This window comes from Mariprofundus sp. NF (genome assembly GCF_013387455.1).
Lineage (GTDB): Bacteria > Pseudomonadota > Zetaproteobacteria > Mariprofundales > Mariprofundaceae > Mariprofundus.
The window spans coordinates 143,511-162,233 of sequence record NZ_VWNC01000004.1 but is presented as its reverse complement, the minus strand read 5'-3'; the positions used below and the strand labels follow the sequence as shown (position 1 = coordinate 162,233).

Annotated in this window: 22 protein-coding genes; 5 read left to right on the top strand and 17 right to left on the bottom strand. The window is 50.9% G+C overall.

The genetic code is table 11. From position 1 onward, the window contains the following. Window positions 1-78: 78 nt before the first annotated feature. From F3F96_RS07690 to F3F96_RS07670, 5 genes are all read right to left on the bottom strand, one after another. A complete protein-coding gene (locus tag F3F96_RS07690) occupies window positions 79-714 on the bottom strand; it encodes a CDGSH iron-sulfur domain-containing protein (RefSeq protein WP_206675295.1) in 636 nt (211 codons plus the stop codon). An 18-nt stretch (window positions 715-732) separates the two neighbouring features. Then, the gene (locus F3F96_RS07685; RefSeq protein WP_176962660.1) at window positions 733-1,116 is read right to left on the bottom strand and encodes a hypothetical protein; all 384 of its coding nucleotides are present in this window, start codon (window positions 1,114-1,116) and stop codon (window positions 733-735) included. Between the two features lie 7 nt (window positions 1,117-1,123). Next, on the bottom strand, window positions 1,124-2,119 hold the full coding sequence (locus F3F96_RS07680; RefSeq protein ID WP_206675294.1) for an MBL fold metallo-hydrolase: 996 nt from the start codon (window positions 2,117-2,119) through the stop codon (window positions 1,124-1,126). Between the two features lie 87 nt (window positions 2,120-2,206). Continuing rightward, window positions 2,207-2,755: a cytochrome b gene (locus F3F96_RS07675; protein WP_176962659.1), complete on the bottom strand. Its 549-nt coding sequence runs from the start codon at window positions 2,753-2,755 to the stop codon at window positions 2,207-2,209. A gap of 64 nt (window positions 2,756-2,819) precedes the next feature. Beyond that, a complete protein-coding gene (locus F3F96_RS07670) occupies window positions 2,820-3,671 on the bottom strand; it encodes a glutathione S-transferase family protein (protein WP_206675293.1) in 852 nt (283 codons plus the stop codon). A 21-nt stretch (window positions 3,672-3,692) separates the two neighbouring features. On the opposite strand from F3F96_RS07670, the gene F3F96_RS07665 reads away from it, so the two are divergent. Further along, window positions 3,693-4,580, top strand: a complete 888-nt coding sequence (locus F3F96_RS07665) for a LysR family transcriptional regulator (RefSeq protein WP_176962658.1) — start codon at window positions 3,693-3,695, stop codon at window positions 4,578-4,580. 114 nt (window positions 4,581-4,694) lie between these two features. On the opposite strand, the gene F3F96_RS07660 is transcribed toward F3F96_RS07665, so the two are convergent. The 12 genes from F3F96_RS07660 to F3F96_RS07605 form a co-directional block, all read right to left on the bottom strand. Next, entirely contained in the window at window positions 4,695-5,264 is a 570-nt protein-coding gene (locus F3F96_RS07660; protein WP_176962657.1) for a urate hydroxylase PuuD, read from the bottom strand. Between the two features lie 146 nt (window positions 5,265-5,410). Then, window positions 5,411-5,842 carry a PGPGW domain-containing protein gene (locus F3F96_RS07655; protein ID WP_176962656.1) on the bottom strand — a complete coding sequence of 144 codons (432 nt, stop codon included), beginning with the start codon at window positions 5,840-5,842 and terminating at the stop codon, window positions 5,411-5,413. 12 nt (window positions 5,843-5,854) lie between these two features. Continuing rightward, window positions 5,855-6,583 (bottom strand): rhodoquinone biosynthesis methyltransferase RquA, encoded by a 729-nt coding sequence (gene rquA, locus F3F96_RS07650; RefSeq protein WP_176962655.1) that lies wholly within the window; start codon window positions 6,581-6,583, stop codon window positions 5,855-5,857. Window positions 6,584-6,708: 125 nt separating this feature from the next. After that, window positions 6,709-7,158 carry an HPP family protein gene (locus F3F96_RS07645; RefSeq protein WP_176962654.1) on the bottom strand — a complete coding sequence of 150 codons (450 nt, stop codon included), beginning with the start codon at window positions 7,156-7,158 and terminating at the stop codon, window positions 6,709-6,711. Between the two features lie 159 nt (window positions 7,159-7,317). Then, entirely contained in the window at window positions 7,318-8,529 is a 1,212-nt protein-coding gene (arsJ, locus tag F3F96_RS07640; RefSeq protein WP_176962653.1) for an organoarsenical effux MFS transporter ArsJ, read from the bottom strand. After that, the gene (locus tag F3F96_RS07635; RefSeq protein WP_176962652.1) at window positions 8,529-9,527 is read right to left on the bottom strand and encodes an ArsJ-associated glyceraldehyde-3-phosphate dehydrogenase; all 999 of its coding nucleotides are present in this window, start codon (window positions 9,525-9,527) and stop codon (window positions 8,529-8,531) included. The genes arsJ and F3F96_RS07635 overlap by 1 nt, the downstream gene beginning before the upstream one ends. 84 nt (window positions 9,528-9,611) lie before the next feature. After that, complete coding sequence (arsB, locus tag F3F96_RS07630; RefSeq protein WP_176962651.1) at window positions 9,612-10,652, bottom strand: ACR3 family arsenite efflux transporter; 1,041 nt, start codon at window positions 10,650-10,652, stop codon at window positions 9,612-9,614. Window positions 10,653-10,742: 90 nt separating this feature from the next. Next, window positions 10,743-11,057: a helix-turn-helix transcriptional regulator gene (locus F3F96_RS07625; RefSeq protein WP_176962650.1), complete on the bottom strand. Its 315-nt coding sequence runs from the start codon at window positions 11,055-11,057 to the stop codon at window positions 10,743-10,745. 39 nt (window positions 11,058-11,096) lie between these two features. Next, on the bottom strand, window positions 11,097-11,564 hold the full coding sequence (locus F3F96_RS07620) for a universal stress protein (protein ID WP_176962649.1): 468 nt from the start codon (window positions 11,562-11,564) through the stop codon (window positions 11,097-11,099). 112 nt (window positions 11,565-11,676) lie between these two features. Continuing rightward, window positions 11,677-12,894 carry an argininosuccinate synthase gene (locus F3F96_RS07615; protein WP_176962648.1) on the bottom strand — a complete coding sequence of 406 codons (1,218 nt, stop codon included), beginning with the start codon at window positions 12,892-12,894 and terminating at the stop codon, window positions 11,677-11,679. Between the two features lie 96 nt (window positions 12,895-12,990). Further along, complete coding sequence (gene argF / locus F3F96_RS07610; RefSeq protein WP_176962647.1) at window positions 12,991-13,905, bottom strand: ornithine carbamoyltransferase; 915 nt, start codon at window positions 13,903-13,905, stop codon at window positions 12,991-12,993. Beyond that, entirely contained in the window at window positions 13,902-15,062 is a 1,161-nt protein-coding gene (locus F3F96_RS07605) for an acetylornithine transaminase (RefSeq protein ID WP_206675291.1), read from the bottom strand. The genes argF and F3F96_RS07605 overlap by 4 nt, the downstream gene beginning before the upstream one ends. Window positions 15,063-15,205: 143 nt before the next feature. Here F3F96_RS07605 and F3F96_RS07600 point away from each other — a divergent pair, with 143 nt between their 5' ends. Genes F3F96_RS07600 through F3F96_RS07585 form a run of 4 tightly spaced genes read left to right on the top strand, consistent with a single transcriptional unit; the run spans window position 15,206 to window position 18,713 of the window. After that, window positions 15,206-15,841, top strand: a complete 636-nt coding sequence (locus tag F3F96_RS07600) for a phosphoribosylanthranilate isomerase (protein WP_176962646.1) — start codon at window positions 15,206-15,208, stop codon at window positions 15,839-15,841. A 20-nt stretch (window positions 15,842-15,861) separates the two neighbouring features. Next, window positions 15,862-17,115, top strand: a complete 1,254-nt coding sequence (trpB, locus tag F3F96_RS07595) for a tryptophan synthase subunit beta (RefSeq protein ID WP_186338937.1) — start codon at window positions 15,862-15,864, stop codon at window positions 17,113-17,115. Further along, window positions 17,112-17,918 carry a tryptophan synthase subunit alpha gene (gene trpA / locus F3F96_RS07590; RefSeq protein WP_176962645.1) on the top strand — a complete coding sequence of 269 codons (807 nt, stop codon included), beginning with the start codon at window positions 17,112-17,114 and terminating at the stop codon, window positions 17,916-17,918. The genes trpB and trpA overlap by 4 nt, the downstream gene beginning before the upstream one ends. A gap of 9 nt (window positions 17,919-17,927) precedes the next feature. After that, window positions 17,928-18,713 carry a 3',5'-cyclic-nucleotide phosphodiesterase gene (locus tag F3F96_RS07585; RefSeq protein WP_176962644.1) on the top strand — a complete coding sequence of 262 codons (786 nt, stop codon included), beginning with the start codon at window positions 17,928-17,930 and terminating at the stop codon, window positions 18,711-18,713. The last annotated feature ends 10 nt before the right edge of the window (window positions 18,714-18,723 follow it).

Genomic DNA, 18,723 nt, shown 5'->3' with positions numbered 1-18,723 from the left:
TCACTTCAGAGAATTTCCTAATTCCTGAGCCTCTCTGCTTTCGGCCAAAACGGTCATTCAGACCTCAACTTGATACCACTAGCCCTTAAAGCCAATTTTCACATGACTACCATCGCAATACGGCTTGTTCCCTGATGCTCCACAACGACAGAAGAAAGCCTTTTGCGTTCGTTCAATCGTGCGGCCAGTACCACAACAAACCTCAAGATTGCCTTCTACCTGTAATGGCCCATCCGGGAGAGATGTTACACCAACCTCGCCATCCCGATCTTTAAGCGGTTCGGATTCTTTAACAGGCATTTCACCTGAGGCAGTGAATTGCACCTCATGATGAGAACCATCACAATAAGGTTTGTTTTTTGATGCACCGCAGCGACAGAGCGTGGCTCTAAAGCCATCCTTCTTTCCATCAATGGTCAGGTCAGCATGGATGGCCAACGCGCCATTCTCGCGAACATGCAGTGTGTTGACCAAAGGTACTGTTTCCTCTCTCCCTCCATTATGTCGCTCAAACGTAATAGCTCCAGATGGGCAGGCGTGAGCAATCGCGAAAATCTCTTCTGAGGTTGCGTTATCTGGATTGATCCATGGGCCCTCAACATTAGCTTGAAACACATTGGGTAGACCCAGCACACAATTTCGCGAATGAATACACTTGCTACCATCAAAAGAAATTGAAATATCCTTGCCGTCATAAGTCATTTTATCACTCATTTATCTTCTCCCTTTCCTTCATACGCTCAATTCCTTGTTTGGTTTCCCAACAGCTATCGCGGTAAATATGACAGCAAACACCCATAAAACAGGACCCGCACCTGCTGGTATTAAGGGAACATATTCGGGAACTAATACATGGATAATGAAACCCATATCCGTAACCGATGCAATGCCTAGATTAAGCCAGAAACCGAGGCGACTATTTTTCCAATTCAGTAAAATTGCGATAACCGAAACAGAAATTGCAACAAAAAGTAGATTCCAAGCATCTTGGTAAACCCGGCCTTGTACAAGACCGGGTTCTAATGTTGCTCCAAGTTCGTATGTTGCAATCGCGGCGTTAACATGCAGTACTCCCCAAATACAATAGAGAACAGCTCCAATACGATACATCATCATATCAACCTCAATCTATACGAATAGCCATAATAACTTTATAGCAGTGATCTTTGGTCCAGACATCTACGCCGCCAAGTTTATCAATCCATTTTGGCTCAGTGAGATTGGCACACTCTTGCGATACTGCATCTAAATAAGTTTCAAACAAAAGACTGGTATTCGCATAACCTACTTTTCCGGCTATGGCATAAAAATCTACCGTTTGTAATGCTTTACCAGCATTGGCATGAATATCTTGCATGTATTGTTTTTGTACTTCTACATCGTTACGAGTGGCAAGGCGGCCCCAATGACCAGAGACCAATTTATCAAAGTCATACGATAAAATAACATCGTGAGCATCCAGGTATCCAACAACATCTTCTGCTACCGCAAGCCCTTTAAATGGTGACCAGCCTGGAAACACAATATCTATTTTCATTAATACTTTTTGCTTTGGTGCATACACATAGATATTTCCCGGTTCATGGTCATCACCTTTGTAGTCAAGTTGCAACACTTGGTTACCGACCTTCAACGTATAACTTTCTTTAAACGTATTGGTCGGTAGTGGCACAGGTTTTCCGCCCACAAACATGCCATATGGGAAAGGGCTCTTAGAATCGTTCGCCCGCTGCAATCGTTCTTTGGTTTCAACATGGGCGATATATTTTGCATTTTTTGGATACATGCCTGCACCACCGATATGGTCGGCATGTGCATGGCTGTATATCACATGTGTAATCGGCTCTTTGGTCACCTCAGCTATCGCTTTCAACATCTTGTCACCAAATGACGGTGGAGCGTCAACGACAATAACGCCCTTACCCGTTGTAAGAAACATTGCAGTATAAGCACCTTCGGTCACCCAATAGAGGCCATCTTTTATTTCTTCAACGACATAACCCTTTGTTGGATCGATTGGCACACCCTTGGCAACCTCAGGGACAGGTGCCGCAGCAAACGTCAATGAGGCGCTAAGGAAAAAGCCTGCCAGACCCAATATACATGTTTTAAATTTCATGATTAATCTCCTTTGTAATGTTGATACTTCCCCGTGCTAGTGGCAGGTCAGGTGGTGCCGGAATAAGACACAACCTGACCTTTCTCACTACTCTTTTGTTTTGAATCCCATACGATTTAGAACATCATTTTTTTCGATAAAATGATGATATAACGCAGCCCCAACATGCCCAGCCACTGCAATAACCAAGACAATCCATATATAGCCGTGAGCCGCTTTAAAGAGCTTTGCAAGTTCGATGTTTTTTTCAATCAGCGTAGGAAAATCAACGATGCCAAACAGGCTGGCCGGATAGCCAAATGCCTGTGACATCAATATGCCCGCTATAGGTTGCGCAAGCATCAAGGCATAAAGACCCCAATGCATCGCGTTGGCTAAAGCTGCTTTGGCTGGGGTTGTGCCATCTGGATGCTTTGGTGTTGTATTGATTAAGCGCCAAGCTAAACGCATTAATATCAGGGAAAGAATGATTAAACCGAATGATTTGTGCATCCCTGCGGCTTGTAATTTCTCCACGCCTTTTGGCATTGAGGCAAGAAAATTACCTGCAATGACTGAAAAGGTGAGCATCAAAAACAGTAGCCAGTGAAACCCTTTGGCAATAATACCATATTGTGATTCTGAATTTCTTATCATAATACCCTCTCTACTGGATCCCCGTTCGAATCCTGGATTTTCTTTGTCTGCAATAGCTTTTGACTTATTTCTTCCACCACTGATTCTGAATTTGTGCAGTGGTGAAACTTTTTCGTGACTGCATCTTCTGGTAATAACTTGAGAGGAGAGGGCTCGTCTCCTCCGAAATCCACGCCCCATAGCCAAGTAGTTCCAGCCTTGCCAAAATGACCGTCCAGATCACATCAGCCAGCGTATATTGCTCACCTGCCAGAAAGCTGCTTTGAGCAAGCTGCTGTTCAGCAAACGAAAGGGACTCACGAGCTCCCTTCTCAATGTCACCAACATGTTCTGGGTCAACTCGGAAAGTTTTGTTCTTCTGTGAGCGTTGTGCAGAAATCTTGTATGACGCTTCAAGATCAGGATGCTGCTTTGCCAGTTCCAGTGATTTTTCGATTCGCGCATTAAGAACCTTTTCAGATTTCTCCATCGATGGGTGACGTGCATAACTCAGGATCTGCAGATCAATGTTATCTGCTAAAGAGATAAGCTTTTCCATGAGAGCTCTTTTTTCATCTGTTGGCGGTAGTAGCGAGCTTCCTTCATCCAGAGATGCGATATGACGGATAATATCAGCCGAATTGGTAATGACTTTCGTATCCCCGTCATGATGCGAAAGGGTCGGTACAACGCCTTTCGGGTTGAGCTTGATGTACCATGGCTCCAGCTGTTCCTGAGCTTCAACAATGTCTATCTGATGATCACTCCATGTCAGACCCTTCTCTTCCAGGGCCAGGCGAACCTTCATTGAGCAGACTGATAAGGGATGGTGGTATAATGTGAATGTTTCCATGGCAACTTCTCCGGTATCTGTTTCGTATAGGGGCAACTCTATTGTTGACAATAAGATGGATAAACCACCTAATGGTGGAATCACTGTTTCCTGTGAGGGGCTAATATGGCAATCTTGACCTGGATGGAGACCTTTGCTGCGGTAGTTGAGGCTGAAAGCTTTACCCAGGCTTCTGAACACTTGGGCATATCCAAATCATTTGTTAGTAAGCAGGTATCTCAATTGGAACAGAGTTTGGGTGTGCGTTTGCTACACCGTTCGACCCGCAAACTTAGCCTGACTGATGAAGGCTCCAGCTTTTACAAACACTGTCGTCTCATCGTTAGTGAAGCCGAAAAAGCCAAGGCTGAACTTCTGGAGAGCCAGCAGAACCCTCGCGGACGCATACGCATCGCCGTGCCTCAGAGTCTGATTATATCCCGTGCTGGTGATGTTCTTCTGCAATTTCAAAAGCAATTCCCGGATATTCAACTTGAGGTGATGGCTAGCGGGGCAGCAGCAGACATGATCGACGAGGGTCTCGATCTGGCACTGCGAATTGGCCAGCTGGAGGATTCATCCCTGGTCTGTAGAAAGCTGTCTGAATGCGTATTTCAGGTGGTCGCTTCTCCACAATATATCGCTCAGCATGGAGAGCCAGAGAGCCCCGCTGAACTTACGCAACACAACTGTTTGATTTATGCCAGCTCAAAACTAAGCCAGCATTGGCCTTTCAGGCTTCCTAATGGAAAAGCGATCACGGTAAACACTCGAGGCAACCTGGCCTGCAATGATGGGCACCTGATTCTTAAAGCGGCACTGGATGGGATTGGAATTGCTTTTGCTCCGAGCATTCTGTTCCAGCATTATATTGATGAAGACAAGCTGTGTTTGCTACTTTCTGAATATAGCCTGCCACCAGTTTCAATCTCTGCCCTTTTTCCTTCGAACAGGAATCTCTCCCGTAAAGTAAAAGTTTTGATCGATTTTCTCTCAGAGCATCTATCTATATAGCACATTCACCCTGCTTTTCTCGCATGGTGTTTACTGCACTGAAGTTCAGCGTTGATTGTGTCTAAAAAAGAATGGGGCGCCGAAGCGCCCCATAAGATAACTGCCTGTCGCCGCTTAAAAAATTGGGAAGTGGGCAGAAGATGCCATAAAGAAAAGCATCGGAATCGATAACAGCGTATTGATACGCGAAGCAATCATCGCATTCTTGGCCGCAGCAAGCTTCTCTTCAGCACTTGCTTGTATAATACCGACAACCTTCTTCTGTGCTGGCCAGATGATAAACCAGACGTTGAAGCACATTACAATGCCCAGACCTGCACCAAGTCGAAGATCCCATCCGGCAGCCGCGCCACCGATCTGACCATACAGACTGAGACCGAGAATCAGCGTCACCAGTGCGCTCCAGCGGAACCACCACAGTGCATTACGCACCAGGCCACCTTCACTGAACATCTCCGCCTTGGTCTCTGCCGAGGCATTTTTCAGAAATGGCGCCTGAATAAAGTTGAAGTAGTAAAGAATACCGATCCAGGTGATGCCTGCCAGGAAATGGCCCCAGCGTGTGGTGGCAGCATACCAGTGCTCAGCAAATTTGGCACCGCCTGTCGGGCAAAGCACGACAAGTATGGCTGCCAACGCAAAACCGGCAATTATAGTTAGTCGATGATTCAGTAGAATCTTCATTGTTTTCTCTCCCTAGCCAAGTTTTTTGGCGGCAACAGTATACATCACGCTGCTTGATAATGTTATCTGTTTAGAGGCTCCCTCTGCTGTTTTCATTACAAGTGAACTTGAACAGTTTGATGCCTGGAGCAAGGCGTAGGCAGGCGTTACTCCGGTTCTGGAGAGAGAAGTGGCGGTTCACCCTGCTTTTCACGCATGGCATTGACTGCGCCAAATATCAGCGGTTTGCGGATGATCCAGCACTCCAACCTGTATTTGCCGGGATAGTTCATAATCATCAGACCGAAGAGAATGCTTAACAGCCCCTGTCCCGGAGTGAAGAGCATAATCACTCCGGCAATCAGTAGTACGGCACCGAGCAGGTTTTTCAGGATCACCAGCACCAGCTCAATGATCGGATGACGTGAGCTCTGGCTCATGCGGTGACGGCCATCATGGGTGAAGTAGTCCACCGGAATGCGGGCAACGATATAGGGCATCGCAGCCAGACTGATGACAAACATCAATACGGAACCGACCGCGACCCACCAACCCCAGGCATCAAAAAAATCGCTGATCTGTGCTATCAAAGCTTCCATGAGTCTCGTGTCCTAATGTTCCTTTTTAGAGATCGTGAATTCAGTCACGCGGTAGAATGCCGAGAAGATATCCTTGTGTGATGTGATGCTCACCTCTTTTTCATAGGCTGCCCCCATCTCATTGAGCAGCGCCTCAACATCCTCATGCCAGAAACTCTCCAGAAACGGCTCCAGCTTTGTGGTAATCCAGCGCATCGGCACAAAGCGATAGAGCCAGTGATGTTTGGGAAGTGTGCCATATTCAGTTACCAGCAAAACCCCGCCATCACGGATCACACGCATGCACTCTGCCAGCGTATTACGCCTGGCCTCAGCCGGCATCTCATGCAGCAGGAAGAAGAGCACCACGGTGGAGAAGCTGTTGCTTTTATAGCCGAGAGATTCGGCATTCATGCGTGTGGCACAAAGCTCTTGCCCCGCCTCCACCTTGCTTGCTGCCAACTCAAGCTGCACCTCTGCGACATCGGTGATATGCAGTGGTTGCGGATGCACCTGCCGGATCAGGTGAGGGGTAAGAGAGCCGTAGACACAGGTGAGCTGCAACACCCGATCAAGCGGTGCCTGTTTCAGCCGATGAAGGGTGGCGTTCATCAGTTTTTTGTACTGACCAAAGAGGATCGCATTGATGATCGGCTGGTGATCAAAGAACCAGACCGACTTCGGCCAGAGATAGGCCCACCAGTAGTAGCGCACCAGATAGGTGGGTTTGCCATCAAGGAAGTGGCGATAAAAGCTGAACATTTAGATGTTAAAAACCTCGGTCTCGAGCAGGTAATCAAAACAATCATCGATCGATTTGAGAAAAGAGGCGCTCACTATCATGGCTGGTGCAACCCTTATCAAGGTTTGCTCAATCTTAAAACGGCCTATTCCGGCAGTCGGCAGATGATATCGCGAGCTGAGATAATACCGACCAGTTTGCCATCATCATCCACCACCAGCACATTGTGACTGTCACCCTTGAGATTAATCAGCATCGCCGCCACCGCACTGGTTGGCATGCTCTGCCTGACCACAGGAAACTGGCGATCTATCACATCAATTACCCGATGCTGAGAAGAAGCCGCCAGCATTTCATACACCGAACCGATATCAGGGCCGCCGCGCATCACAGCCAGCAGATCATCGGTCGCATATTCAGGTACAGCGTGGTGAAGTACAGCGCGGGCAGTCACAATGCCGAGAGGTCTGCCACTACCATCAATGACAGGAAAATCGTGCAGAGCCGACTCCTGAAACAGTACGATTGCATCCTTTACCCTCGCATCTTCACCAAGCGTAATGAGATCGGTTGTCATAACATTCGAAGCGATCATCTCTTCCTCCACCGTCCGCATACCAGCGAAAATAGTGCTGCATACATTGCCTGCTACTGATGATAAAGCAAACAACCATTAGACTGCAACCACTACGCCTGTGCAAAACAGTGAGGGTGAGGCTGTTATCCTGTTCAGGTGAGCAATCTTATTAAGCAGTTATCCGGGAGCGATAGGCGCAGCCTGCTTCGGTAACAGTAGTGAAATCAGTGCTGCGGCCAGCACAAATCCGGCTGACCACCAGAGGCAACCGGTTAAACCGTGACTTTGATAGACCCAGCCGGAGAGCAGTGTGCCGGCCAGTCGGCCACCGGCATTGGCCATGTAGTAGAAACCGACATTCATCGAAACATGTTCACGCTCCGACCATGAGACAATCAGGTAGGAGTGCACAGCCGAGTTGATGGCAAAAGCGATGCCGAACAGGGATAAGCCTGCAATAATAACAAGCTGCAGATCCCACCCCTGACTCATTGCCAGGGCAATGGCGACTGGAACCGCAAGCAGAGCAAAGGCTGCACCGGCCACCATAGATCCATCGGGATCTCTACGGCTAAAACTGCGTAACATTGCCGGCGCAGATCCCTGCACAAAACCGTACCCGATCACCCATAGCGCAAAGAAGGCGCCCACCTCGGTAAAGCTCCAGCCCAACTCTGCATAGAGAAAAACAGGCAGCCCCACCACAAACCAGATATCCCGTGCCCCGAACAGGAAGAAGCGGGCGGCAGAGAGTCTGTTCACCTGCGGTGACTTGGAGAAGATCTGCGAGAATTTTGGTTTGGAGGCGCTCTTTCCCAGGCCACCCGGCAGTAGGGTCCAGGTGATGATCAGTGCTACAAGCAGCAGCGCGGAGAGGGCAATGAGCGCACCACGAAACTCCAGCCATGCCAGCAGCAGCGCACCAATAAAGAACCCTGCACCTTTCAGTGCATTCTTAGATCCCGTCAGAATCGCCACCCAGCGGAACAGTTTCTTCTCCGATTTATCAGGCAGAAACAGCTTCACACCCGCCTTGGCACTCATCTTATTCAGATCTTTGGCGATGCCGGAGATCGCCTGTGCCACCATCACATAGGCCACCGACAACCATGCATCGGGCACGGTTAACATCAACAGTGCTCCGATCTGCATTATCATGCCGATATTCATGCAGCGATTCAGGCCAACGCGTGCACCCAGCCAACCGCCAACGAGATTGGTGACAATGCCGAAGAACTCATAGAAGAGAAACAGCATGGCAATCTCAAGTGGCGAATAACCGAGGCCATGAAAGTAGAGCACCACCAACATGCGGATGGCACCATCGGTAATCGTGAAAGCCCAGTAACCGCCGGTGACGGTCAGATAGTGTTTAAACCCCTGATCCATCAGAGCGCTAGCGAAACCTTTTGTGCCAGTTCCATCATGCGATTCACATAACCCCACTCATTATCATACCAGACATAGAGCTTCAGCTGCGTGCCATCGATTACCATGGTGCTCGGTGCATCAATGATCGATGAGCGGGCATCATTGGTATAATCGACAGAGACCAGCGGCCGCTCCTCATAACCGAGAATACCTTTCAGCTCATTTTCCGATGCCTCACGAAACAGCGCGTTGACCTCTTCAGCAGTCACTTGCCGCTCTGTTTCAATCACCAGATCGGTCAGTGATGCATTGAGCAGCGGTACACGCACAGCCATGCCATTGAGTTTGCCTTCCAGTTCAGGGAAAATTTTGGTGATCGCTTTGGCAGAACCGGTACTGGTCGGAATCAATGACTGACCACAGGAGCGGGCCCGACGCAGATCTTTATGACCTCTGTCAACAATGGTCTGGGTATTGGTGATATCATGAATGGTGGTCATACAGCCATGTTTGATGCCGACCTTCTCATGCAGCACCTTGATCACCGGCGCCAGACAGTTGGTGGTGCAGGATGCGGCAGTGAGCAGATCATGCTGCGCAGGATCATAGAGATGGTCGTTAATGCCGTAGACGATATTCAGTGCGCCATCCACCGGTGCAGCCACAATCACCTTCTTCACACCCTGATCGAAATAGGCCTGCAGCTGCTCTGGTTTACGGAACTCGCCCGTTGCTTCAATCACAATATCACAGCCTGACCAGTCGGTTTCACCAATAGCCCGGTTACGGGTGTGAGAAATCCTCTGCCCGTCAACCAGCATGATCTCGCCATCTGCATCACAATCAAAGGGCCAGGTACCGTGCACCGAATCAAATTTTAGCAGATGCGCAGAACACTCAGCCCCACAGGCGATTTCATTCACCTGCACGATTTGAAAGCCGTCCATATCCCAACCGGCTCTCAGGCCCAGGCGCCCCATGCGTCCAAATCCGTTAATACCAACCTTTACGACCATCTTATCTCCCCTTTCTCGTTATAAAACATACGCAACTATTCAGCAGTTGTGCAAAAACAGACAAAATCGAACCGCGAATGAACACTAATGCTGCGGCTGTTCATACCAGCCCTTACTACGGTTCACGATAGATACCAGTGTTAACATCACCGGCACCTCCACCAGCACCCCGACCACTGTCGCCAGTGCCGCTCCCGACTCAAAGCCAAACAGTGCAATAGCCGTTGCCACCGCCAGTTCGAAAAAGTTTGACGCACCAATCAAGGCAGATGGTGCGGCGACACTGTGCTGCACACCGAGTTTGCGGTTTAACAGGTAGGCAAAACTAAACGTTGCATAGACTTGTATCACAATCGGCACTGCCAGAATGGCGATCACCAGCGGTTGTTTTAAAATCTCTTCGCCCTGAAACGCGAAGAGCAGGACCACGGTAAGCAGCAGCGCGGCCATAGAGAGTGGGTCCAGGCGCTGCAACACAACATCCAACGCATCCCGCTTTAGCAGCTGCTCTCTCCAAAAATATGCCACCGTCACCGGCACGACAATGTAGAGAAAAACCGAGAGCAGCAGGGTGTCCCAGGGAACGGTTACAGAGGCAAAACCAAGCAGCAGGGCAACAATGGGGGCAAAGGCAAAGACCATCACCAGATCATTAAGTGCCACTTGCGAAAGTGTGAACTGGGCATCGCCATGGGTCAGTTTTGACCAGACAAAGACCATCGCCGTGCATGGCGCTGCGGCTAAAATCACTAACCCCGCGAAGTAACCGTCCAACATCTCTGCATCAAGAAAAGAGACAAACAGGTGATAAATCGTGATATAACCCAGCAGGGCCATGAAAAACGGTTTGAACAACCAGTTAACACCAAGGGTGACAGCAATACCGCGCCGGTGATGCCAAACCTCATGCAGGGATGCGTAATCGATCTTGAGCAACATCGGCAGGATCATCGCCCAGATCAGAATCGCTACCGGCAGATTGATATGGGCAATTTCCAAACCACCCAGCGCCTGGAAGGCACCCGGGAAAAAGGCTCCCAGAACAACTCCGGCAACAATAGCGAGAAATACCCAGAGCGTTAGATAACGCGCAAACAGACCTATCGGTTTTGAATCAGACATCATCACTCCTGAACAGGAGCATTATATCCGCTTATGCGGATATGTAAAACAGAGAGGAGTAAAAGGAGGCGGTATTCAGATTATCCTTAACACTCAACAGCCTCTGGATCGCTGCAGTCGCTGCACATCCTGTTGTACATCCGTCTGCTCAAGATGCTGCAGCAGAGCTGTGAGTTCAACAGGTGTCTGTTCTGCAAGCTGGTAATACATCCACTTACCATCTCGACGTCTGCTCACCAGCCCGGCATGACGCAAGACGCCCAGATGACGGGATATCGTACTCTGAGGCAGATCAAGTGCATCGGTAAGATGGCAAACACACTGCTCTCCGGAAGCCGAAAGCAACGCAAACAGACGCAAGCGAACAGGTTCACCCAGTGCTTTAAAGATCTCGGCCAGATTCAACATTCAGAGCGCCAGCATTGATATGTTAATGATAATAGAGGGTTAGCTTTGGCTATCTTCAAGCAGATCATGCGCAACAACGACCAGTACTGAACAGGGAGCATGCGCCACAACCCGTTCTGAGGTGGAGCCCTTGATCATATGTTCGATCAACCCTTTTTCATGGTGGCGACCGATAACAATCAGATCAGCAGGCAGTGCTTTGGCGAAGCTGCAGATATATCGGGAGGGGTCTCCACCCGCCTCTTTGATATGCGTTATCACATCAAAATCAAACTGCTTCATCACCTCATTCAGACGATGTTCAGCCCCCTCATGCGCGGCATCATCCACCTTATGAACAGGCGGCACAGAGACCATATCTGTCTCAAAGAAGAGGGAGGACTCCAGCACATGCAACAGGTGAACCTCGGCATCAAATTTCTTGGCCATCACGCCGGCACGCCTGATTGACTCAGTGGCCTGTTCTGAAAAATCGAATGGAACCAGAATCTTGTTATGCGTGATCATCTTCTCTCCCCTGTAGATCGGCAGCCTGTAGAAGTAGAACAAGCCAACAATGGACTCAAACTAGCAGGGAAAAACCGGCTTTGCCAGCCGGTTTCCGATGCTTGGGTCTGCTCTATTTGCCTACCAGTGCGCTCATGCGCAGACGCAGCGCATTGAGTTTGATAAAGCCGCCCGCATCTTTCTGATCATAAGCGCCCTGATCATCTTCAAAGGTGCAGAGGCGCTCATCAAACATCGACTGCTCGGAACGACGGCCGACAACAATGACATTACCCTTGTAGAGTTTCAGCTGCACATCACCGTTGACATAGATCTGCGTATAATCGATCGCCTGCTGCAGCATCTCACGTTCAGCTGCGAACCAGTAGCCATTATAAACCATCTTGGCATAACGCGGCATCAGCTCATCTTTCAGATGTGCCGCTTCACGATCCAGGGTCAGCGACTCAATAGCACGATGCGCCTTGAGCATAATGGTGCCACCCGGTGTCTCGTAGCAGCCACGTGATTTCATGCCAACGTAACGATTTTCAACAATATCAATACGGCCAATACCGTGTTTGCCACCCAGGCGGTTAAGCTCGGTCAATACCTGTGCAGGGGTCATGGCCACACCATTGATCGCCACGATATCGCCACTCTGATATTTCAGCTCAATATATTCAGGAACATCCGGTGCCGCCTCGGGAGAGACACTCCAGCGCCACATCTCTTCTGATGGCTCAGCCCATGGATCTTCAAGATCATAACCCTCATAGGAGATGTGCAGCAGGTTGGCATCCATGGAGTATGGCGACTTGGAACCTTCACGCTTGCGCTCAACCGGAATACCGTGTTTCTCGGCATAGTTGAGCATATCTTCGCGGGATACCAGATCCCATTCACGCCACGGTGCAATCACCTTCACATCGGGTTTCAGAGCATAAAAGCCGAACTCGAAACGCACCTGATCGTTACCTTTACCTGTTGCGCCATGCGATACCGCATCAGCACCTTCAGCATTGGCAATCTCAATCATACGCTTGGAGATCAGCGGACGTGCAATGGAGGTTCCGAGTAGATACTCACCCTCATAGATGGCATTGGCACGAAACATCGGATAGACAAAATCGCGCACAAACTCTTCACGCATGTCCTCGATATAGATCGATTTCACACCACCGGCAACAGCCTTGGCGCGTGCGTCTTCAACCTCATCACCCTGACCGAGATCGGCCGTAAAGGTGACCACCTCACAGTCGTAGGTGTCCTCCAGCCATTTCAGGATAATAGAGGTATCCAGACCTCCAGAGTAGGCAAGTACAGCCTTCTTTACATCGGAATGCGCCATGATTGAGCCCTCAACATAGTTGGAATAAATTTCTTTCTTTAATGCGGCTGCGCAGACTACACGCGCCGCCAGTAACACGCCATCAGGTGCGTGAAATCACTGCTGACCTCGTAGTAGAAAATCGAGCAGCCCCTTCTGCGCATGCAGGCGATTCTCAGCTTCAGCCCAAACCACCGACTGTGGTCCATCAATCACCGAAGCTGTCACCTCTTCGCCACGATGAGCCGGCAGACAGTGCATAAACAGTGCATCAGGATTGGCATGCGCCATAACGCGATCATTGACCTGATAACCGGCAAAATCCACTTCACGCTCAGCCTGCTCCTGCTCCTGCCCCATTGATGCCCAGACATCGGTAGTCACCAGATCAGCACCATCGACTGCCGCAACCGGATCATCGATCAGAGATACATCTGCACCGAGTGCGCAGGCTGCAGCAAGCAGCTTGGCATCGGGCCGATAACCCTCAGGGCTGGCAATTCTCAAGCTGTAACCGAAAGAGACCGCACCATTGATCCATGAGTGGGCCATATTGTTGCCATCGCCAACCCAGGTCACCGTTTTGCCCTCGATCGAACCACGATGCTCCTCATAGGTGAAAACATCGGCAAGAATCTGGCATGGATGGGTGAGATCAGTCAGGCCATTGATCACCGGCACTGCGGAGTATTCGGAAAAGTTCTGCACAATATCATGGCCAAAGGTACGAATCATGACGCAATCCACCATGCTGGAGAGCACACGTGCAGAATCTTCAATGGGTTCGCCACGACCTAACTGCGTGGTGCCGGAGTGCAGGAACAGCGCATGACCACCCAGCTGGAACATGCCGGTCTCAAAGGAGACCCGTGTGCGGGTACTCGCCTTATCGAAAATCATGCCCAGTGTTTTGCCCTCCAGAGAGCGGGTTGCTTTGCCCTCTTTGAGTTTGCGCTTGATCTTGGCCGCTCGCTTGAGAATATAACGGGCCTCTTCAGATGAAACGTCCAGCAGTGTCAGAAAATGTCTCATTGCGTCCTCTCCATAACGGAGGCCAGCGTAACCAGAGCCTCATCCACTTCCGCTTCACTCACATTCAGCGGTGGCAGCAACCGTAACACGTTGGGGCCTGCAGAGAGAACCAGCAGCCCGGACTCCCGTGCTTCTGCAATCAATGGCCCGGCCTCAATACTCAGCTCCGCACCGATCAACAACCCCTGTCCCCGCACCTCTTTGATCACAGGGAAACGGGCCTGCATGGCTTTTAATCCCTGCATCAGCTGCGCACCACGCGCTTTTACATTCTCCAGCAGCGATTCATTTTCGATCACCTCCAGAACCGTCAGTGCTGCCGTGCAGGAGAGCGGGTTACCACCAAAGGTAGAGCCGTGGGTGCCCGGCCCAAATGAAGCAGCCACCGCATCAGTCGCCAGCATGGCACCAATCGGAACACCGCCGCCAAGCCCTTTGGCCAGGGTAAGAATATCGGGTTTAACGCCAGCCTGTTCAAAAGCGAACATCGTGCCGCAACGACCAATACCGGTCTGCACCTCATCGAGCATCAGCAGCATACCGTGCTCATCACACAGTTTACGTACACCCTGCAGATAAGCGGCGTTGGCAATGTTCACACCACCCTCGCCCTGCAGCGGTTCGAGCAGAATCGCCGCACTCTGCCGACTGATCACGGCTTTGAGTGCATCCAGGTCATTCAACGGCACATGAATAAAACCCGGTGGCAGCGGATCAAATCCGACCTTCACCTTATCCTGACCCGTTGCCGTCAGGGTGGAGAGCAGCCGCCCGTGAAATGATTGGGTTGCAGTAATCACCGTGCGCCGGGCAGAACCCTGATCATAGAAATATTTACGGGCCAGCTTGATCGCCGCCTCATTCGCCTCAGCACCGGAGTTACAGAAAAAGGCTGCATCCAATCCTGAATCAGCGCACAACTTTTCTGCCAACTGCTGCTGTTTGGGAATGTTAAACAGATTGGAGCAGTGCAGCAGCGTTGCTGCCTGCGTGCTCAGCGCCTGCGTCATTTTCGGATGGGCATGGCCCAGCGTATCCACAGCAATACCGGAGATAAAATCGAGATAACAGTTGTCAGCATCGTCCCAGACGCGTGAGCCCTGGCCACGAACCAGAGTCAGTGGAAAACGGGCATAGGTGTTCATCAGTGCATTCATGGGCAGCAGTTTAGGGCAGAAGCACTCTATTCGCATCTTTTTCTGTCAAAAAAGCACATAACAACGGCTCTTTCAGGCTTTTTCTTCAAGTCCTTCCACACGGCAATGATGGAATCAACCTGCTTTCCGGTTAGGATGGCGCCATGAACAGCAGCAACCCATCACCTCGCACCCGTATCAAAGTATGCGGCATCACCCGCCTTGAGGATGCACTGGCTGCATCAGCCCTCGGCGTTGATGCGATCGGGTTTGTCTTTTATCAGAAATCACCCCGTTATATTGAACCGGCCAAAGCCGCCGCCATTATCCGCCAGCTGCCGCCTTTTGTTTCTGCTGTTGGCCTGTTCGTCAATCCGACGCAGGAGTTCATTGCCGAGGTGCTGCAGAGTGTGCCACTTGGTGTGATTCAGCTACACGGTGATGAGACGCCAGAGTTCTGCCAGGCCCAGCGGAGAAGGGTTCTCAAAGCACTCCCTGTCTCCTGCCCTGAGGATCTGAAACGTGCGGCGGCTTACAACTGCCCGCTGCTGCTTGATGCCAAAGCCCCTGCCGGTGTCTACGGCGGTACCGGCCAATCGTTTGACTGGTCACTGCTGGATGGTTTTGAGCACCCGTTCCCGTTAACCCTTGCCGGCGGCCTGAATGTGGACAATGTCGCTGATGCACTTGCTGTTCGCCAATGGTTTGCACTGGATGTATCCTCCGGCGTCGAGATCTCGCCCGGCATGAAAGATGCCGAAAAAATGCGCGCCTTCGTCGCAGCCATTAACAACCACTAAGCCAAGGAGAGCCTGTGAGCCTGTCAGATCAGAAACCGGATCTAACCTCGATCTATAATCTGGAAATCAAACATGCACCCGATGCCGGCGGCCACTTTGGCCGTTTTGGTGGTCGTTTTGCCGCTGAAACCCTGATGCAGCCGCTGCAGGAGATTGAAGATGCCTTTTTTGAGGCGTGGGCCGATCCCGCTTTTCATGAAGAGCGCCTTGATCTGCTGAAAAACTATGTGGGTCGCAGCACACCGCTGTATCACGCCAAACACCTCTCCAAAGAGGTCGGCGGCGCCCAGATCTACCTTAAACGTGAAGATCTCAACCACACCGGTGCTCATAAAGTGAACAACACCATCGGACAGGCACTACTGGCTCGCCGCATGGGCAAAAAGAAGGTGATTGCTGAAACAGGTGCCGGTCAGCACGGTGTGGCAACCGCCACAGTAGCGGCGATGTTCAATATGGAGTGCCACATCTACATGGGCCGTGAAGATATCCGTCGTCAGGCCCCCAACGTATTCCGCATGAAGCTGCTCGGTGCCAATGTGGTGCCGGTTGATTCCGGTACAGCCACACTCAAAGATGCTGTGAATGAGGCGCTACGCGTATGGGTCGCCAGCTGTGAAGATACCTATTACATCTTCGGCACAGCCGCTGGCCCGCACCCCTTCCCGCTGATGGTGCGCCAGTTCCATGTTGTGATTGGTCAGGAGGCGCGTGCCCAGTGCATCGATCAGACCGGACGTCTGCCCGATGTTGCCGTGGCCTGTGTTGGCGGCGGCTCCAATGCTATTGGTCTCCTGCACCCCTTTTACGATGATGCAGATGTAAAGCTGGTTGCTGTTGAAGCAGGTGGCCACGGTCTGGATGGTGATGAGCATGCGGCCTCACTGGCTGCAGGCAAACCGGGCATTATCCACGGCAGCCTCAGTTATCTGCTTGAAGATGAGGAGGGACAGGTCAAAGGCACCCACAGCATCTCTGCAGGGCTTGATTATCCCGGTGTTGGCCCTGAACTTGCCAACATGCTGGAGGCGGGTCGTCTCGATCTTGATACAGCTACCGACACACAGGCACTGGATGCCTTCAAATTGCTGACCCGCTGCGAAGGCATTATCCCTGCCCTGGAGTCCAGCCATGCGCTGGCATCGGGCATGCGTATTGCAGCTGAGATGAATCCTGATCAGACTGTATTGATCAACCTCTCCGGTCGCGGCGATAAGGATATGGGCACCGTCTTTGAGCTGCTTGGTGATGAGATTGAAGGGGGATGGAAATGAGCGGCTCCCGACTAAGCGAGGTTTTCAAGCGCTGCAAAACTGAGGGCCGCGCTGCCCTTATCGGCTATCTGACCGCCGGTGACCCGGATGTGGAAACCAGCCACAAACTTTTAGCCACACTGGCCAGCCACGTTGACATTATTGAGGTCGGTATGCCCTTCTCCGACCCGATGGCCGACGGACCGGTGATTCAGGCGGCCAGTGAGCGCGCCCTGGAGTCCGGCACAAAAATTGCCGATGTTTTCGCCATCACGGCTGAGTTGCGCCGTGCCAACCCCGAGCTGGGTATTGTGCTGATGGGTTATGCCAATATCGCCTACGCCATGGGTTTTGAAATATTTGCCGAGCGAGCAAAAAATGCGGGTGCCGACGGTGTCCTGCTTGTCGACATTCCACCTGAAGAGGGGGAGATCTGCGATACGATCTTCGCCAGCCACGGGCTGGATCGCATACTGCTACTCTCACCCACCTCAACCGATGAACGCATCCGGCTTGCCAACGACAAAGGCAGAGGTTTTATCTATTACGTTTCACTGACTGGTATTACAGGTGCAGAGATGGGTGCGATGGATGGTATCCGTGAAAAGACCCGGCATATTCAATCGATGACCGATAAACCGGTATGCGTAGGTTTCGGTGTTAAAACGCCTGAGCAGGTGGCGCAGGTTGGCGCATTTGCCGATGGCGTGGTGGTTGGCAGCCATTTCGTATCCCAAATCACATCCCATTCTAATCCCGACGCTATCGTTAATGCGCTGGACAAGTCCGCTTTGGCCATGCAAAAGGCTATTTGTAAAGGATAAGGTGACATATTGAGAATTAAGATTCTTGGCTGTTACGGTGGCCAGCTGGTTGGCTTCCGTCTGACATCGTTTCTGGTAAACGATTCGATTCTGCTGGATGCAGGCTCGCCAACCGAAACACTGTCGCTGGAAGAGCAGCATGGTATTCGCCATATCTGCCTCTCTCATACGCATCTTGATCATATCAAGGATATCGCCTTTCTCGCCGACAACCGTTCGCTCAAGCGCCTTGGTGGCAATAAGGCAAACCGCACGATCAATGTGCACAGTCTTGCCCCGAATCACGAAACGCTATGCTCTGATTTTTTAAACGATCATATCTGGCCCGATTTCACCGCGATTCCATCCAGAGAGGATGCAATCATCAAACTCCACAACATCGAGCCTGAAGTCCCCTTTGAAATTGATGGTGTTCGTATCACCCCCATCGCAGTGAATCATCCTGTACCCTGCACCGGCTTTCTGATCGATTTTGAGGGAAAACAGCTGATCTATAGTGCCGACACCGGTAGCACTGACCGCATCTGGGAGATTGCTAATGCCCAGCCAAACCTCAAAGCTGTGATTTTGGACTGTTCATTTCCCAATGCTTACCAGAAACTTGCAGATATCAGTGGTCACCAGACACCCCAGGGCATTAAACTTGAACTGCAAAAGTTCGATGCAGTTGGTAGGGTTCCGATCTATCTGTATCATATGAAGCCGGAAACGCTGAATGTGATCGCTGCAGAGGTGGAGGAGTTAAACATCCCCCATCTGCGCATGTTGACGCAAGTTGATGAATTTCTCTTCTAAGGAAGGTTGA

Coding starts and splice junctions, on each gene's coding strand:
- F3F96_RS07600 (WP_176962646.1), top strand. CDS start 15,206: ATGAACAGCAGCAACCCATCACCTCGCACCCGTATCAAAGTATGCGGC.
- rquA (WP_176962655.1), bottom strand. CDS start 6,583: ATGTTCAGCTTTTATCGCCACTTCCTTGATGGCAAACCCACCTATCTG.
- F3F96_RS07660 (WP_176962657.1), bottom strand. CDS start 5,264: ATGAAGATTCTACTGAATCATCGACTAACTATAATTGCCGGTTTTGCG.
- F3F96_RS07685 (WP_176962660.1), bottom strand. CDS start 1,116: ATGATGATGTATCGTATTGGAGCTGTTCTCTATTGTATTTGGGGAGTA.
- F3F96_RS07625 (WP_176962650.1), bottom strand. CDS start 11,057: ATGTTGAATCTGGCCGAGATCTTTAAAGCACTGGGTGAACCTGTTCGC.
- arsJ (WP_176962653.1), bottom strand. CDS start 8,529: ATGGATCAGGGGTTTAAACACTATCTGACCGTCACCGGCGGTTACTGG.
- F3F96_RS07690 (WP_206675295.1), bottom strand. CDS start 714: ATGAGTGATAAAATGACTTATGACGGCAAGGATATTTCAATTTCTTTT.
- F3F96_RS07645 (WP_176962654.1), bottom strand. CDS start 7,158: ATGATCGCTTCGAATGTTATGACAACCGATCTCATTACGCTTGGTGAA.
- F3F96_RS07665 (WP_176962658.1), top strand. CDS start 3,693: ATGGCAATCTTGACCTGGATGGAGACCTTTGCTGCGGTAGTTGAGGCT.
- trpA (WP_176962645.1), top strand. CDS start 17,112: ATGAGCGGCTCCCGACTAAGCGAGGTTTTCAAGCGCTGCAAAACTGAG.
- F3F96_RS07605 (WP_206675291.1), bottom strand. CDS start 15,062: ATGAATGCACTGATGAACACCTATGCCCGTTTTCCACTGACTCTGGTT.
- F3F96_RS07675 (WP_176962659.1), bottom strand. CDS start 2,755: ATGATAAGAAATTCAGAATCACAATATGGTATTATTGCCAAAGGGTTT.
- F3F96_RS07680 (WP_206675294.1), bottom strand. CDS start 2,119: ATGAAATTTAAAACATGTATATTGGGTCTGGCAGGCTTTTTCCTTAGC.
- argF (WP_176962647.1), bottom strand. CDS start 13,905: ATGAGACATTTTCTGACACTGCTGGACGTTTCATCTGAAGAGGCCCGT.
- F3F96_RS07655 (WP_176962656.1), bottom strand. CDS start 5,842: ATGGAAGCTTTGATAGCACAGATCAGCGATTTTTTTGATGCCTGGGGT.
- F3F96_RS07615 (WP_176962648.1), bottom strand. CDS start 12,894: ATGGCGCATTCCGATGTAAAGAAGGCTGTACTTGCCTACTCTGGAGGT.
- F3F96_RS07620 (WP_176962649.1), bottom strand. CDS start 11,564: ATGATCACGCATAACAAGATTCTGGTTCCATTCGATTTTTCAGAACAG.
- arsB (WP_176962651.1), bottom strand. CDS start 10,652: ATGATGTCTGATTCAAAACCGATAGGTCTGTTTGCGCGTTATCTAACG.
- F3F96_RS07635 (WP_176962652.1), bottom strand. CDS start 9,527: ATGGTCGTAAAGGTTGGTATTAACGGATTTGGACGCATGGGGCGCCTG.